The sequence below is a fragment of the Peptacetobacter sp. genome, from assembly GCF_029264495.1.
In the GTDB taxonomy this organism is placed as follows: Bacteria; Bacillota; Clostridia; order Peptostreptococcales; family Peptostreptococcaceae; genus Peptacetobacter.
Window position 1 is genome coordinate 1 of record NZ_JARIBH010000067.1, and the last position, 15717, is coordinate 15717.

At 29.7% G+C, this 15717-nt stretch carries 11 protein-coding genes and 1 pseudogene; 7 read left to right on the plus strand and 5 right to left on the minus strand.

Translation table 11 applies throughout. The annotated features are described in order from the left end of the window. From Q1J78_RS06040 to Q1J78_RS06050, 3 genes and pseudogenes are all read left to right on the plus strand, one after another. Positions 1-242, plus strand: a pseudogene (locus Q1J78_RS06040) (hypothetical protein); the annotation flags it as partial. Positions 243-262: 20 nt separating this feature from the next. Beyond that, positions 263-877, plus strand: a complete 615-nt coding sequence (gene ytpR / locus Q1J78_RS06045; RefSeq protein ID WP_300277595.1) for a YtpR family tRNA-binding protein — start codon at positions 263-265, stop codon at positions 875-877. Positions 878-906: 29 nt separating this feature from the next. Further along, positions 907-1446: a hypothetical protein gene (locus tag Q1J78_RS06050; protein WP_300277598.1), complete on the plus strand. Its 540-nt coding sequence runs from the start codon at positions 907-909 to the stop codon at positions 1444-1446. A gap of 264 nt (positions 1447-1710) precedes the next feature. On the opposite strand, the gene Q1J78_RS06055 is transcribed toward Q1J78_RS06050, so the two are convergent. Next, entirely contained in the window at positions 1711-3261 is a 1551-nt protein-coding gene (locus Q1J78_RS06055) for an ABC-F family ATP-binding cassette domain-containing protein (protein ID WP_300277601.1), read from the minus strand. Between the two features lie 208 nt (positions 3262-3469). Here Q1J78_RS06055 and Q1J78_RS06060 point away from each other — a divergent pair, with 208 nt between their 5' ends. Next, complete coding sequence (locus tag Q1J78_RS06060) at positions 3470-6148, plus strand: transglycosylase domain-containing protein (RefSeq protein ID WP_300277604.1); 2679 nt, start codon at positions 3470-3472, stop codon at positions 6146-6148. 146 nt (positions 6149-6294) lie between these two features. On the opposite strand, the gene Q1J78_RS06065 is transcribed toward Q1J78_RS06060, so the two are convergent. Beyond that, positions 6295-7908: a DEAD/DEAH box helicase gene (locus Q1J78_RS06065; RefSeq protein WP_300277607.1), complete on the minus strand. Its 1614-nt coding sequence runs from the start codon at positions 7906-7908 to the stop codon at positions 6295-6297. 470 nt (positions 7909-8378) lie between these two features. Here Q1J78_RS06065 and pflB point away from each other — a divergent pair, with 470 nt between their 5' ends. The 3 genes from pflB to Q1J78_RS06080 all read left to right on the plus strand — a co-directional run bounded on the left by pflB (position 8379) and on the right by Q1J78_RS06080 (position 12086). Then, positions 8379-10613: a formate C-acetyltransferase gene (pflB, locus tag Q1J78_RS06070; RefSeq protein ID WP_300277611.1), complete on the plus strand. Its 2235-nt coding sequence runs from the start codon at positions 8379-8381 to the stop codon at positions 10611-10613. A gap of 48 nt (positions 10614-10661) precedes the next feature. Then, entirely contained in the window at positions 10662-11402 is a 741-nt protein-coding gene (pflA, locus tag Q1J78_RS06075; RefSeq protein ID WP_300277614.1) for a pyruvate formate-lyase-activating protein, read from the plus strand. Positions 11403-11537: 135 nt separating this feature from the next. Next, positions 11538-12086 carry a nitroreductase family protein gene (locus Q1J78_RS06080; protein ID WP_300277617.1) on the plus strand — a complete coding sequence of 183 codons (549 nt, stop codon included), beginning with the start codon at positions 11538-11540 and terminating at the stop codon, positions 12084-12086. 100 nt (positions 12087-12186) lie between these two features. Here the strand turns inward: Q1J78_RS06080 and thiI are convergent, their stop codons facing one another. The 3 genes from thiI to Q1J78_RS06095 all read right to left on the minus strand — a co-directional run bounded on the left by thiI (position 12187) and on the right by Q1J78_RS06095 (position 15697). Then, positions 12187-13362, minus strand: a complete 1176-nt coding sequence (gene thiI, locus Q1J78_RS06085; protein ID WP_300277620.1) for a tRNA uracil 4-sulfurtransferase ThiI — start codon at positions 13360-13362, stop codon at positions 12187-12189. A gap of 19 nt (positions 13363-13381) precedes the next feature. After that, positions 13382-14536, minus strand: coding sequence for a cysteine desulfurase family protein (locus Q1J78_RS06090; RefSeq protein WP_300277623.1), 1155 nt, complete (start codon positions 14534-14536; stop codon positions 13382-13384). A 435-nt stretch (positions 14537-14971) separates the two neighbouring features. Beyond that, positions 14972-15697 carry an amino acid ABC transporter ATP-binding protein gene (locus tag Q1J78_RS06095; RefSeq protein WP_300277625.1) on the minus strand — a complete coding sequence of 242 codons (726 nt, stop codon included), beginning with the start codon at positions 15695-15697 and terminating at the stop codon, positions 14972-14974. Positions 15698-15717: the final 20 nt, after the last annotated feature.

The following is a 15717-nucleotide window of genomic DNA, read 5'->3' on the forward strand; positions in this document are numbered from 1 at the left end:
CAGCAGAAACGCATGGTATTCCTTACCAGTACTTTGTCTCTAAAGGTGGAACAGACGCAGGTGCAGCTCATCAGTTAAATGAAGGGATACCTAGTGCTGTCATAGGGATGTGCGCGCGCTATATTCACACACATCAAACAATGTTCCGTATTGATGATTATGACGCAGCTTTAGAAATGATAAAGCAAATAATCTTAACATTTGATCAAAGCACATTAGAAACAGTACGACCAAAAAATTAAACTAAAAAAGAGGGTATAAGATGTTAGTCACAAGTTATAATAATCAAGCATTTGAAGATTTATTAGTCATTCAATTAAAAAATACAACAGTAGAAGAACAATCATTTGAAAGAAAAGGTGATATTACTCGTCTGGCAAATAAAAAAACTGGTGAAGCAGTAGGCTTCAACTTTTTTAACGCCTCAAAATGGTTAAAACTAGATGAAAGTGGACCAGTAATCTTATCAGAAGAAGAGGTAAACTCTTTAAACAAAGCATTAGCAGAAGCAGGTTTTGAAGATGAGCTTGTTGCAGATCCTTCACCTAAGTTTGTTGTTGGATATGTTCAAGAGTGTGAGCCAATGGAAGATTCAGATCATCTATCTATTACGCAAACAGAGATTGATAATGGAGAAGTATTACAAATTGTCTGTGGAGCAGCAAATATTGCCAAAGGACAAAAAGTTGTGGTTGCCAAACCGGGTGCAACGATGCCAGATGGAATGGTTATATGGCCTGGAGAACTTAGAGGAACAAAGAGTGTAGGAATGATTAGTTCTGCTAGAGAATTAAATATCGATGTTCCAGAAGAAAAACAAGCAGGTATCTTAGTACTCGATGAAGAGTTGGAAACTGGTTCAGCATTTGAATTTTAAAGAATAAAAATGGAAAGGGGAGTTTACAGATGAACTATGATGGGCCGAGTTTCTATAAGAAAAGAGAGCGAGAACATTCAGAGGAAAAGAGTCAAGAGATTGAAACTCCTCTAGACCGCCTAAATAAAGAAGAGAAAAGAAGAAATCGATTGAGTGAAGAAAAATTGAGTAAGAAAAAAATAAAAGAGACACGACCAGCGAGTTATTATTTTAGAAGTACACAGATCCCTAAGAGCTTACAAAGTAGAGAGGGCTGGAAAAAAGAGACATGGGACCAAGAGTTAGTCGGTGAGTTAGAAAAGCGCGTAAGAAAAGGACCAGCAGACTATTTATTGTTTTCAGATAACCCAAAACCTGAAGAAATGATCGGAAATAAGGAAAAAAGGACAGTAGATACGTCTGCCAAGGCTATGCGAATTAAAGAGATGGTTGCTGAGATTGAGAGTACATTAGATACGGTCGCTCTTGTTCAACAGGATATGAAACCTGATTTGACCAAGCCAAATACTGGACTGCATCGAACTTTATCCAATCTGAATGAAGAGCATAAGAATAAATTAAAAGGTTAGAAATGAAAAGTACTGAAATAAAGGAAACTAAAAATAAGAGGTTAGGCAATTCATTTCTAGCTATTAGCTAGTTTTTGCTTTAATATTAGACCTTGAAAAAATAAGCCAGTATAATTATTGGAGGAATTAAAATTAATCACGAATCAATTTATAATTTTGTATTAATTAAATTTTAAAAGGTACTCTTTATACAACTAAGTATATTGAGTACCTTTAATTTTATATCTTAATTTTATTTGTTATTGTATTATCTGACTAATTTAATTATACTATTTTAGTTGTAAAATCTTCAATATTCCATACATCATCTACAAAGTCCATATAAAATTCTGGTTCATGTGATACTAGTAAAACTGTTCCTTTAAATTCTTTAATCGCTTTTTTAAGTTCATCTTTTGCATCTACATCTAAATGATTTGTAGGTTCGTCCAGTACAAGGAAGTTTATTTCTTTTAACATGATTTTACATAATCTAACTTTTGCAGCTTCTCCTCCACTAAGAACTCTAACTAAACTTGTTATATGTTCATTAGTTAATCCACATTTTGCAAGAGATTGTCTTACTTCATAATTTGTTAGTCCAGGATATTCTTGCCATATTTCTTCCATTGCAGTATTATTATTTTCACTTGAGCTTTCTTGTTCAAAATAACCTACTTCTAAATAATCCCCTAATTTAACTTCTCCATCATAAGGTTTTATCATTCCTAAAAGAGTTTTTAATAGTGTTGATTTACCTATACCATTCATACCTTTTAGAGCTATTTTTTTTCCTCTTTCTAATTGGAAATTAAGAGGTTTTGTAAGAGGTTCTCCATAACCTAAAACAAGATCTTTTGTTTCAAAAACAATTTTTCCTGATACTCTAGCATTTTTAAATGCAAATGTAGGTTTTATTTTCTCTTTTGGTCTTTCAAGTATTTCCATCTTATCTAATTGTTTTTGTCTTGAGTTTGCCATACCTCTTGTAGCAACTCTAGCTTTATTTCTAGCTATAAAATCTTCTAATTTTTCTCTTTCTTTTACTTGTTTTTCATATGCTTGTTCTTCTTGTCTCTTCTTAATTTCATTTAATCTTTCAAATTCATCATAATTACCTTTATATCTATTCAATTCTCCATTTTCAAGATGATAAACTACATTACAAGTGTCATTTATAAAGTTTATATCATGAGAAACTAAAACAAATGCATTTTCATATTCTTGTAAGTATCTAGTAAGCCAAATTATATGTTCTTCATCAAGGTAGTTTGTCGGCTCGTCTAGTATTAGAATTGTTGGATTTTCAAGAAGTAATTTAGTTAAAAGTACTTTTGTTCTTTGACCTCCACTTAAATCAGTTACATCTCTATCAAGTCCTATTTCTCCTAGTCCTAATCCATTTGCAACTTCTTGTATTTTGGCGTCTATTGTGTAAAATCCACTATGTTCAAGTATTGTCTGTATTTCAGCTGTATCTTCCATAAGAGCTGACATTTCTTCATCAGATGCCTCTCCCATTTTTTCATACATCTGTAACATTTCTTGCTCTAAATCAAACATTGGTTTGAAAGCTTCTCTAAGAACTTCTCTTATTGTTTTTCCTTGGCCTAATACAGTATGCTGGTCTAAATATCCAACCGTTACTCTTGAAGACCATTTTATATTTCCAGCATCAGGCATTAATTTTTTAGTTATTATATTTAAAAAACTTGATTTACCTTCTCCATTAGCTCCTACTAGTGCTATATGCTCCCCTTTTCTTATTCTAAATGATACATTCTCAAGTATTACCCTAGCACCAAAGCCATGACTAACATTTTCTACTACTAACATTTTTTCCTCCTCAAATAATTCTTTATATCAATTTCATATTTTCAAAATACATATATATTGTATTAAATAATTCCTAACTTACATTATAATATATTTTTTTTGGCTTTATTTCAAGACTTACAGTTACTTTATTTGTTTTTCTCTTATAATACCAATCATTTTATATTTATGTTATAATATTATCCTAGAGTAAGGAGGTAAACTACTTATGAAAAACGATAATAATAATGATAATAAGATAAGAAAGAAAAGAGTTAGTTCTTCTAATTCTCAATCTAAATCTACAGTTAGAAAGTCTTCTTATACTAGAAGTAGTGGTAGTAGCTCTTCTTCCAAAAGTAGTAGAGGGTCTAGTACTGTAAAAACTTCTAATGTAAAAAGAAAAAGAAGAGTTCCATCTCGCAGAAAAAAAAGAAAATTTTCAAAAACTAAAATAGCATTTTCAGTATTTTTTGCGGGTATAATTATTTCTTTCTCAATTATTTTAGCAGTAATTTTCTCTTCTCTTAGAGATGTTAAACCTGTGACACTTGCAGATTTAAACAAAAGAACTTATGTAACAACTACTCTTTTATACTCTAATGGTGAAAAGATGTCTACTGCCCCTAGTATAGGTAAAAAGACACCTGTACCATTGTCAAAAATGTCACCTTACCTAAAAAAAGCTATTGTATCTATAGAAGATGAGCGTTTTTATGAACACCATGGATTTGATTTTAAAGGTTTAGTTCGTTCTGGTGTTATGACACTTTTAGGAAAAAGACAGGGTGGTTCTACAATTACTATGCAGGTATCTAAAATGCTTTTAACAAGTACAGAACAAACTATAGATCGTAAAATTAGAGATCTTTATTATTCTACAGAGCTAGAAAAAAAACTTACTAAGGAACAGATTCTTGAGCTATATTTAAATAACTTCTTTGTAGGTAAAGGTCTTTCTGGTGCTGAAGCTGGTGCGAGGGGATATTTTGATAAATCTGCAAAAGATCTTACTTTAGCAGAATCTGCTCTTTTAGCTGGGTCAACAAAAAATCCAGCTGCATATTCAGCTTATAAAAGTGATAAATTAGATGGTACTGAGTCAAAAGAAGACTTAGATCATCGTATTCTTACTTTTGTAAATACAAAAGATGATAGTTTTGATGATCCTTCTGAAACTGAGTTAAAAATGATAGATAAACTTTATAATTGGGGTCTTATAAATGAAGGTGTTTATAAGCAAGCAAAAAGTGGAGCTATTGTAATAAGAAAAGCTGTAAATAATCCTAAAGCTAAAGAAAGACAAGAAACTGTTCTTGGAAAAATGAAAGAATTAGGATATATTACTCAAAAAGAATATACTGAAGCTTTATCAGAAAAAATAGTTATAAAATTACCAGAAGAATCTAAAAAAGTGTCTAATTCTGTTGAAGATTTAGTTGAAAGTGAAGTTATTTCTTCACTTATGGAACAAGGTAATACTAGAGAAGAATCTGAGAATATGTATTACAATGGTGGTCTTATAATAAATACTACTATTGATCCAAAAATACAGGAAGCTATAGAATCAGAGTATAATAATTCAAGTAATTTCCCTGGAAATATTTTAGGACCAGATGGAGTTTATCAACCTCAATCTGCAACAGTTATTATAGATTATAAAACTGGACAAATAAAAGGTCTTGTTGGTGGTAGAAATATTTCTGGTAGAAAAACTTTAAATAGAGCTACTACTCCTAGACAGCCTGGTTCTACCATAAAACCTCTTGCAATATATACTCCTGCAATAGATACGTTGTCTATAACTCAGGCAACTGCATTTAGTGATGCTAGAGGTGGATATAGATTTGAAGAAAATAGAAAATGGAACCCTAAAACAACTACTAATGGTAGTGGTTCTATGAGTTTAAGATTGGGACTTGCTAAGTCATCTAATACTGTTGCTGTAAAAGTTGCAGAGCTTCTAGGTAATTCTTACGATGAATCTGTTGATATTATGATTGATTACCTTAAAAACTTTGGTATAACATCACTTGCAGATAATAAGGCAACTTCAGATTCTAATAATACTGATAGACGTTTCCCTGCCCTTACACTTGGTGGTCTTACTTATGGTATATCACCTTTACAATTAACTACAGCATATGGTGCTTTAGCTAATGGTGGACAGTATATAGAACCTACAATATTTACAAGTATTAAATCATTTGACGATCAATCTATTGTACAAAGTAACCCTGAAAAGAAAAGAGTTGTCGATCCTCAGGTTGCATATGTCATGACTGATATGCTAAAAGCTGTTATAACAGAAGGTACTGCTGGTAAAGCTGCACTTCCTAATAAGATGCCTACTGCTGGTAAAACTGGTACTACAAATAGTTCTAAAGAAGCTTGGTTTGTTGGTTATACACCTTATTATGTTGCTGCAACTTATATTGCCGATGACGCTGGTGTAAGAACTCCTGATGGAAAAATAGTAAAAACAAGAAATATCGGTGGTGGTAGTTCATCTTCAGCTATATTATGGCAAAAAATAATGTCTAAAATTCATAAAAATTTAAAAGTAAAGGATTTTGAAAAACCAGATAAAATTTACTTTACAAAAATAAATTTAAGAGATGGTGGTGCTTCATCATATGGTGTAAATGCTGCATTCATAGATGGAACATCTACAGATAGAGTTTCAACTGCACCTATCGAATCAAAAAAAGAATATAATCATGAATCAGAAAATAAACCTTCTGGAAATAATGATGGTAATTCAGGTGATGGTAATAATAGCAACAATGATAATAAACCAGCTCAACCTGATAATAACAATAAGCCAGCTCAACCTGATAATAACAATAATCAGAATAATGCTGGAAATAATAAACCAACTCAACCTGATAATAACAATAATCAATAAAACTAATAAAAAAAGGCTAAATCCCAAAAGATTTAGTCTTTTTATTATATATTTAAACTATCTTTAATATACAAAAAGAACACTATCTAAAACAGTGTTCTTTTTATTGTTAATATCTCGATATATTTATTAAAATTTATATTTAATTATTTTTTCTTTTTATTTGCTTTTTCAATATTTAATTTGTTACCTTTGATTTTTTTATTTTTCATTTTTTCAATTATAACTTTTGCTTTTTTCTTTGGTACTTCAACAAAAGTAAATTTATCATATATATCTATAGTTCCTATTGTTTTTCCAGGTACTCCAGCTTCTCCTGCTATTGCTCCAAGAATATCTTTAGCCTGTACTCTCTGTTTTTTACCTACATTTATAAATAATCTAACCATTCCATCTTTTCCAGAAGATTCATCTCTTCTTCTATTTTTCTTTGGTTTTTCTTCTATTATTTCTTCTTTTTCTTCTTCACCCATAGATAATTTTAAAAGTGCTGCAGCTATATCTACTATAGAATATTCTGTTTCTTCATTTTCACAGAAGTTTTCTAGCCATTGTATTTGTTTTGCAAGTTTACCTTCTTCTACTACTCTTTTAACTTCTTCAAAGTAAGCTCCAACTTTCTTTTCTTCAACATCTCCTACTGTAGGTATTGGATGTTTTTCTAATTTAGATTTAGTATATCTTTCTATATCTTTCATTTTTCTCATATCTCTACCATATACAAATGAGAATGAAAGACCTTCTCTACCAGCTCTACCAGTTCTACCTATTCTATGAACATAATACTCTTCATCCTGTGGAAGATCAAAGTTAAATACACATTCAACATCATCTACATCTATTCCTCTAGCAGCAACATCTGTAGCAACTAATATGTCTATAGTACCATTTCTAAATTTATCCATTACTATATCTCTTTGTACCTGTTTTAAATCTCCATGTAAGGCATCTGCAAAATATCCTCTACCCTGTAATTCACCTACAAGTTCATCCGCACCTTTTTTTGTATTACAGAAAACTACAGAAAGTTTTGGATTATATACGTCTATTAATCTTGAAAGAACTTCTATTTTATTAGATGATCTAGTTTCTATATAATACTGTTTTATATTTTCAACAGTTAATTCTTTTCTAACTACCTTTATATGTTCCGGTTCATTTTGATATTTTTTAGTAAGTTCTAAGATAGCTTTTGGCATTGTAGCTGAGAAAAATGTAGTCTGTCTATCTTCTGGTACATTTTCAAGTATAGTTTCTATATCTTCTCTAAATCCCATATCTAGCATTTCATCTGCTTCATCAAGTACTATCATTTTTACATTTTCAGGTTTTATTGTTTTTCTTTTTATATGATCTATTGTACGCCCTGGAGTTCCTATTATAACTTGTACTCCACCTTTTAATGCTTTTATCTGTCTATCTATAGGCTGACCACCATATATAGGTAGAGTTTTTATTCCATGCATATATTTAGCAAGTTTTCTTATCTCCTGAGAAACCTGTATTGCAAGTTCTCTTGTAGGACAAAGTACTATTGCTTGAAGTGATTTATCTTTTGGGTCAACTTTTTCAAGTATTGGTATTGAAAATGCTGCTGTTTTACCTGTACCTGTTTGTGCTTGACCTATAACATCTTTTCCTTCTAAAATAACTGGGATTGATTTTGACTGAATTGGAGATGGCTCTTCAAATCCCATTTCAGCTATTGCTTTTTTTATATTTTGATTTATCTCTAAATCTTCAAATTTTTTTATTTCCATTATGTAATTCCTTTCCGTCTCTAATCTAAATACTAACTTTTCTATTATATACCCTTAATTAAATTGTGTAAACCTAAAACAAAAATATAACTTACTCTTTATGTACTTATTTATGTTTTATCAACAAAATAATATTATTTTTCTTTATTATACTATGCTTTTTCATTTGATTTTATTTATCATTTATCTTTTATTTATGTTTTATTTTATTTTTTTGGGGTATATTAGAAGTACAGTTATATTATTATATAAGATTATGTTCTTTACATATCGAATATTAGTTTGATTTTTTAGATACAATACATTTATTTTACTAGTATTGTTTAATACAATATTAATAAGTAGATAAATTTAAAAAATTTATAAAAATATTTACATTTTCTTGTATACAATATATTCTTTTTATGGTAATATAACAATTGCAGATTATTTTATTTTTTATATAAATTTTTTATTATGGAGGTAACTATATGACTACAGCTTGGAATGGTTTTAAAACTGGAAATTGGTCTAAAGAAATAGACGTTAGAGATTTCATACAGTTAAACTATACTCCTTATGAAGGAGATGCTTCTTTCTTAGCAGGAGAATCAGAAAGAACTAAAAAATTATGGGATGAGGTTGCTGATCTTTGTAAAAAAGAAATAGCTAATGGTGGAACTCTTGATGTTGACACTAAAACTATAACAGCAATAGATGCTTATGCACCAGGATATATAGATAAAGATTTAGAACAGATAGTAGGTCTTCAGACAGATGCACCTTTAAAAAGAGCTATAATGCCTTATGGTGGTATAAGAATGGTTGAAAATTCTTGTAAAGCTTATGGATATGATTTAGATCCAGAAGTATCAGAAATATTCACTAAATATAGAAAAACTCACAATCAGGGTGTTTTCGATGCATACACTAAAGAAATGAGAGCTTGTAGAAAATCAGGTATAATAACTGGTCTTCCAGATGCTTATGGTAGAGGTAGAATAATAGGAGACTACAGAAGAGTTGCTCTTTATGGAGTTGACAAATTAATAGAAGATAAAATAGCTCAGAAAGATTCTTTAGAGCTATCAACAATAGATGAAGATACAATAAGATTAAGAGAAGAAATCTCTGAACAGATAAATGCTTTAGAAGCTTTAAAAAGAATGGGTGAAAGCTATGGATTTGATATATCTAGACCTGCTGAAAACTCAAAAGAAGCTGTTCAGTGGTTATACTTTGGATATCTTGCAGCAGTTAAAGATCAAAATGGTGCTGCAATGTCATTAGGTAGAACTTCTACTTTCCTTGATATATACTTTGAAAGAGATTTAAAAGCAGGTACAATAACTGAAGAAGAAGTTCAGGAATTAATGGATCATTTCGTTATGAAATTAAGAATGGTTAGATTCCTTAGAACTCCAGAATATAATGATTTATTCTCAGGAGATCCAACTTGGGTAACAGAATCAATAGCAGGTATGGGTATAGATGGTAGAACTTTAGTAACTAAAAACTCATTCAGAGTTCTTAATACTCTTTATACATTAGGACCATCACCAGAACCAAACTTAACAGTACTTTGGTCAACTAGACTTCCTCAAGGATTCAAAGATTTCTGCTCTAAAGTATCAATAGATACTAGTTCAATACAGTATGAAAATGATGATCTTATGAGAGAATACTGGGGAGATGATTACGGTATAGCTTGTTGTGTATCTGCTATGAGAATAGGTAAACAGATGCAGTTCTTCGGAGCAAGAGTTAACGTAGCTAAAACTTTACTTTACGCTATAAATGGTGGTGTCGATGAAAAATCAGGAGTTCAGGTAGGACCTAAATTCGAACCAATAACTTCTGAATACTTAGACTATGACGAAGTTATGTCTAAATTCGATTTATTCACTGATTGGTTAGCTAAATTATATGTAAATACATTAAATGTTATACATTATATGCATGATAAATATTCTTATGAAGCTCTAGAAATGGCACTTCATGATAGAGATATATTCAGAACTATGGCTTGTGGTATGGCTGGTTTATCAGTTTGTGCTGACTCATTATCAGCTATAAAATACGCTAAAGTTAAAACTATAAGAAATGAAGATGGAATAGTTGTTGATTTTGAAGTTGAAGGAGATTATCCAAAATACGGAAATAACGATGATAGAGTTGATGATATAGCTGTATTCATAGTTAAAGATGTTATGGAAAAAATTAAGAAAAACAAAACTTATAGAAACTCTTACCCAACTCAGTCAATATTAACTATAACTTCTAATGTTGTTTATGGTAAGAAAACAGGTAATACTCCAGATGGTAGAAGAGCTGGTGAACCATTTGCTCCAGGTGCTAACCCAATGCACGGAAGAGATAATAGTGGTGCTTTAGCTTCACTTGCATCAGTTGCTAAACTTCCATATGAATATTCACAGGATGGTATATCAAACACATTCTCTATAGTTCCAAAATCACTTGGTAAAGATATGGATGAAAGAGTAACTAACTTATCATCTATGTTAGATGGTTACTTTGCTCAGAAAGCTCATCATCTAAATGTTAACGTATTTGATAGAGCTACTCTTGAAGATGCTATGGAACATCCTGAAAAATATCCTCAGTTAACAGTTAGAGTTTCTGGATATGCAGTTAACTTTATAAAATTAACTAGAGAACAGCAGTTAGATGTTATAAACAGAACATTCCACAACAAAATGGCTTAATCAGAAATATAATAAATCCTTTCTGATTAGCAGAGAGGGTTGATTAATATGATAAAAGGAAAAATACATTCAATAGAAACTTTCGGGACCGTAGATGGTCCCGGAATTAGATATATAGTATTCTTACAAGGCTGTCCTTTAAGATGTAAATATTGCCATAATAGAGATACTTGGAATAAAAATGGTGGTACTGAAAAAACAGCCGAAGAAATAGTACAAGATGCTTTAAAATATAAAACATATATGGAATTTTCTGGTGGTGGTATAACTGTCTCTGGAGGTGAAGCTACTGCTCAACCTGAATTCCTATATGAAATATTTAAATTAGCAAAAGAAAATGGTCTTACTACTTGTTTAGATACATCTGGTTGTACTAAAGCATCTGATATTAGTGATATTTTAGATATAACTGACACAGTGTTATTAGATTTGAAACATATGATACCTGAAGAAGCTAAAAATTTAGCTGGAATTGATATAAATACAGCTATTGATTTTGCTAGGTATTTAGATGAAAAAAATATTCCAGTTTGGATAAGACATGTTCTTGTACCTGGAGTTACTGATTCAGAAGAAAATCTTAATAAAATGGGCGAATTTGTATCTACTCTTAATAATGTAGAAAGATTTGAAATACTTCCTTATCATACATTAGGTGTTCATAAATGGGAAGAACTTGGATTAAAATATCCTTTAGATGGAATACCACAAGCTGAAGATGAGGATGTTAAGAGAGCCAAAGATATAATTGAAAAATACGGCGTTGAAATATATAATAAATTAGATTAATTTATAAAACCCCTACTTTATTTGCAGTAGGGGTTTTTAAATATGTTAATTATTTGTATTTTTAAATATATAATAGTTTTAAAATCAAAAATATTATATAATAAATTTATATTATATAAAAGGGAGGAACTTTATATGAATTTCGAAAATTGTATAAAAGAAAGAAGAAGTGTTAGAAAATTTAAAGAAGAAAAAATATCTCATGAAGTATTTGAAAAAATAATAGAATTATCTAGATTTTCTCCATCTTGGAAAAATAGCCAATCAACTAGATACCATATAATAGAAAGTGAAGATAAAAAAAATAAATTAGCTGATGAAGCTGTTTTAGATTTTGTATTTAATGCAAAAACAATAAAAAGATGTGCTGCATTAGTTGTTCTTACTTCTGTTGGAAAAGTAAGTGGGTATGAAGAAGATGGAAGCTTCTCTACTCCAAAAAATACTCATTGGGAATCTTTTGATGCAGGTATAGCTTGTCAGACATTCTGTTTATCTGCTTATAATGAAGGTCTTGGTAGTGTTGTTTTAGGTATATTTGACGATGCAAAAGTAAAAGAAATATGCTCTATCCCTGAAGAAGAAAATGTATCAGCTTTAATAGCTGTAGGTTATAGAGATGGCGATGCAAAACCAGCTCCAGAAAGATTAGAAGTTAAAGATTTACTTTCTTTTGAAAAATAAGTAAATTATTTATACATATATAAAAGGTGCTATCTATTAAAAATCCTTAATTTGATAGCACCTTTTTGTTTGATATAAGATTATTTGTATATTATTTTAATTATTCTACTTCACAAACTATTGTTTCTATTGTAGCCATTGCACCTTCTATAAGTGCTTCTACATCAAGTTTTTCTTCAGCTTTTTCTATTCTTTCTAATTTTGGTTTTGTTATAGGTTTTTTAGGAGCAAATACACTACAACAATCTTCTTCTGGAACTATAGATAATTCATAAGTTCCTATTTCTTGAGCTATATCTATTATATCTGATTTATCCATAGCAATAAGTGGTCTAAATACTGGTAATGAACAAACTGCATTTGTACAATTAAGACCATATATTGTCTGAGAAGCAACTTGACCTATACTTTCTCCTGTTACAATAGCTTGACAATGTCTTTCTTCTGCTAATCTTTGAGTTATCATCATCATAAATCTTCTAGAATGTATAGTAGTTTCTTCTCTATTTAATTTTTCAGTTATTTCTTTTTCTATTTCAAGTATATTACAACAATGAACTTTTATAGGACCACAATATCTTGAAAGAGTTCTAGCTAAATCTAACACTTTTTCCTTTGATCTCTCACTAGTAAAAGGATATGTATGGAAATGTATACATTCTATATCCATACCTCTTTTTGCAACCATCCAAGTTGCAACTGGACTATCTATTCCTCCTGATAAAAGTGACATAGCCTTACCAGCAGTTCCCATAGGAAGACCACCATAACCCGGCACAGAGTCTGTATATACCATAGTATTTAATTCTCTATATTCACATCTAACTTTAACTTCTGGATTTCTAACATCTACTTTTATTCTATCTTTTACATTGGAAAGTATATATCCACCTATATCTATACTCATTTCTTGAGATGTAAGTGGTAGAGATTTATCTCCTCTTCTTGATTCAACTTTAAAAGTTTTAGCACCTTCTTCTATCTTTTGTTCTATCAATTTTAATGCTGTTTCTTTTAAGACATCATAGTCTTTCTCAGCTTTTATACCTGGACAAACACCTACTATACCGAATACTTTTCTTACTTCTTCCATTACTTCTTCATAATTATCATCATTTACATCCACATATATTCTTCCATATTCTTTATATACATTGTATTCGCCTAATGGTTTAAGCATATTTTTTATATTTTTTATTAATTTATTTTCGAAAAGATATCTATTCTTACCTTTTACTCCAATTTCTCCATATTTAACTATTAATATATTATACAATATTAGCACCTCTTTTCATTTATTTTCTTATTCTTATTATTTTTCTTAAATCTTCTATTGATATTTTTAAAATTTCAACAGCTTTATATATTTCCTCTTCTGTATTCATTTCTGATAAGCTAAATCTTATTGCTCCTTCTATTTCATTAGATTTAAGACCCATCGCATTTAATACATGACTTCCTTTTTTCTTAGATGAACAAGCAGACCCTGTAGAAACATACATTTCTTTTTGCTCTAAATAGTGAAGTAATACCTCTCCTCTAATATCTTCAAATGAAATATTTAGTATATGACATACACCATTTTCTGGAGAATTTATCTTTATCCCATCTATATTCTTTGATATTTCTTCTTTTAATAAATCTCTTAAAGTAGATATTTTTGATATAGATGAATTTAAATCTTTAAATAATTTATCTATTGCTGTACCCATGCCATATATTCCTGGAACATTTTCAGTCCCAGATCTTAAATTATTTTCTTGTCCTCCTCCAGTTAGAAGTGGTTTTATTTTATTACCATCTTTAATATACATAAATCCTATACCCTTTGGTCCATGTAACTTATGTGCACTAACACTCATATAATCTATACCATATTTTGATGGCTTGAAATCTATTTTCCCATATGCTTGTACTGCATCTACATGTAAAAATATCTTTTCTTTTCTGTTTTTTAATATATTAGAAATTTCTTTTATCGGTTGAATACTTCCAACTTCATTATTAACAAACATTATGCTTGCAAATATAGTATCTTCTCGTAAACTTTTTTCAAAATCATCTATATTTATTAATCCTTTTGAATCTACTGGAAGATATGTAACTTCAAATCCATCTTTTTCTAAATCAGAAAGTGTATTTAAAACGGAAGGATGTTCAATCACTGTTGATATTATATGCTTTCCTCTATGTTTATTTAGATTTGCACAACTTCTAATTATAGTATTGTTACATTCTGTACCACCAGATGTAAATACTATTTCTTTTTCTTTAGCTCCAATAGTTCTAGCTATATTTTTTCTTATCTCTTTAATATTTTTTTCTATTTTCATACCCATTCTATGTGCAGCTGATGGATTTTCATAGTCTTCTGTAAGTGCCTTAGTCATACTTTCTACAACTTCTCTGTATGGTTTCGTAGTAGCACTATTATCTAAATATATTTTCATTGTACCACCTTTCTTTGCATAAATACTATTTATACATATATCTCTTTATTATATCATATTTTTTTGTTTTAAATATATATCAATATGAATTTTAATTATCATAAATATATTTATATTTTTTTATTCTTATTAAATTCATTTATTATAATTTTCCATGAATGCTAAATAAATCTTTTTTTATTCTTTCTATTATTTTTTCATTGATTTTTCAACAAATTTTTGTTAAACTTTAATTAAGGTTATCCCCCTGGTAACCCCAGTTAGTTAATATATCTATTCCCAAACCCTTTCAAAGGGATATATTTTATGTTTATTGAATTTAGTGTGAAGATTACGGAAGTTTTCGCACAATGAAAAAGGAGCTTACCCCGAGCTCCTTTTTTACTGCCTATTTTTAATTTGAGTTAGATTAAATTAGAACATATTTTGATATAATTAAGATAATACTTTTGCGAAAAATTCTTTTGTTCTATCATTTTTAGGATTGTTAAATACTTCTTCAGGAGTATCATCCTCTATTATTTTTCCTTCATCTACAAATATAACTCTATCTGCTACTTCTTTAGCAAATCCCATCTCATGAGTTACTATAGCCATTGTCATACCTTCATTAGCTAATTCTTTTATAACTTCTAAAACTTCTTTAACCATTTCTGGATCAAGTGCTGATGTTGGCTCATCAAATAACATCATATCAGGCTCCATAGCAAGTGCTCTAGCTATAGCTATTCTCTGCTTTTGACCTCCTGATAATTGAGATGGATATGAATCTTTCTTATCATAAAGACCAACTCTTTTTAAAAGTATTTCTGCTTTTTTTATAGCTTCACTTTTATTCATTTTTTTCAAAGTTATTGGAGCCAATGTTACATTTTCAAGTATAGTTTTATGTGGGAAAAGATTAAAGTTTTGGAATACCATTCCTATCTTTTGTCTAATCTCATCTATATTTGTATTTTTGTCAACTAAGTTATTTCCTTCAAAAATTATATCTCCAGATGTAGGTGTTTCTAATAAGTTCATACATCTTAATAGTGTACTTTTTCCAGAACCACTTGGTCCTATTATTACTAATATTTCACCTTTTTCTACTTCTAAATCTATGCCTTTTAGAACATGATGTTCTCCAAAAGATTTATATAAATTCTTTATTGTTATCATAATTATCACTTTCCTTTGTC

Bases quoted from the DNA above. Each gene is read 5' to 3' on its own strand.
- ytpR (WP_300277595.1), top strand. From the start codon at position 263: ATGTTAGTCACAAGTTATAATAATCAAGCATTTGAAGATTTATTAGTC.
- Q1J78_RS06050 (WP_300277598.1), top strand. From the start codon at position 907: ATGAACTATGATGGGCCGAGTTTCTATAAGAAAAGAGAGCGAGAACAT.
- Q1J78_RS06055 (WP_300277601.1), bottom strand. From the start codon at position 3,261: ATGTTAGTAGTAGAAAATGTTAGTCATGGCTTTGGTGCTAGGGTAATA.
- Q1J78_RS06060 (WP_300277604.1), top strand. From the start codon at position 3,470: ATGAAAAACGATAATAATAATGATAATAAGATAAGAAAGAAAAGAGTT.
- Q1J78_RS06065 (WP_300277607.1), bottom strand. From the start codon at position 7,908: ATGGAAATAAAAAAATTTGAAGATTTAGAGATAAATCAAAATATAAAA.
- pflB (WP_300277611.1), top strand. From the start codon at position 8,379: ATGACTACAGCTTGGAATGGTTTTAAAACTGGAAATTGGTCTAAAGAA.
- pflA (WP_300277614.1), top strand. From the start codon at position 10,662: ATGATAAAAGGAAAAATACATTCAATAGAAACTTTCGGGACCGTAGAT.
- Q1J78_RS06080 (WP_300277617.1), top strand. From the start codon at position 11,538: ATGAATTTCGAAAATTGTATAAAAGAAAGAAGAAGTGTTAGAAAATTT.
- Q1J78_RS06090 (WP_300277623.1), bottom strand. From the start codon at position 14,536: ATGAAAATATATTTAGATAATAGTGCTACTACGAAACCATACAGAGAA.
- Q1J78_RS06095 (WP_300277625.1), bottom strand. From the start codon at position 15,697: ATGATAACAATAAAGAATTTATATAAATCTTTTGGAGAACATCATGTT.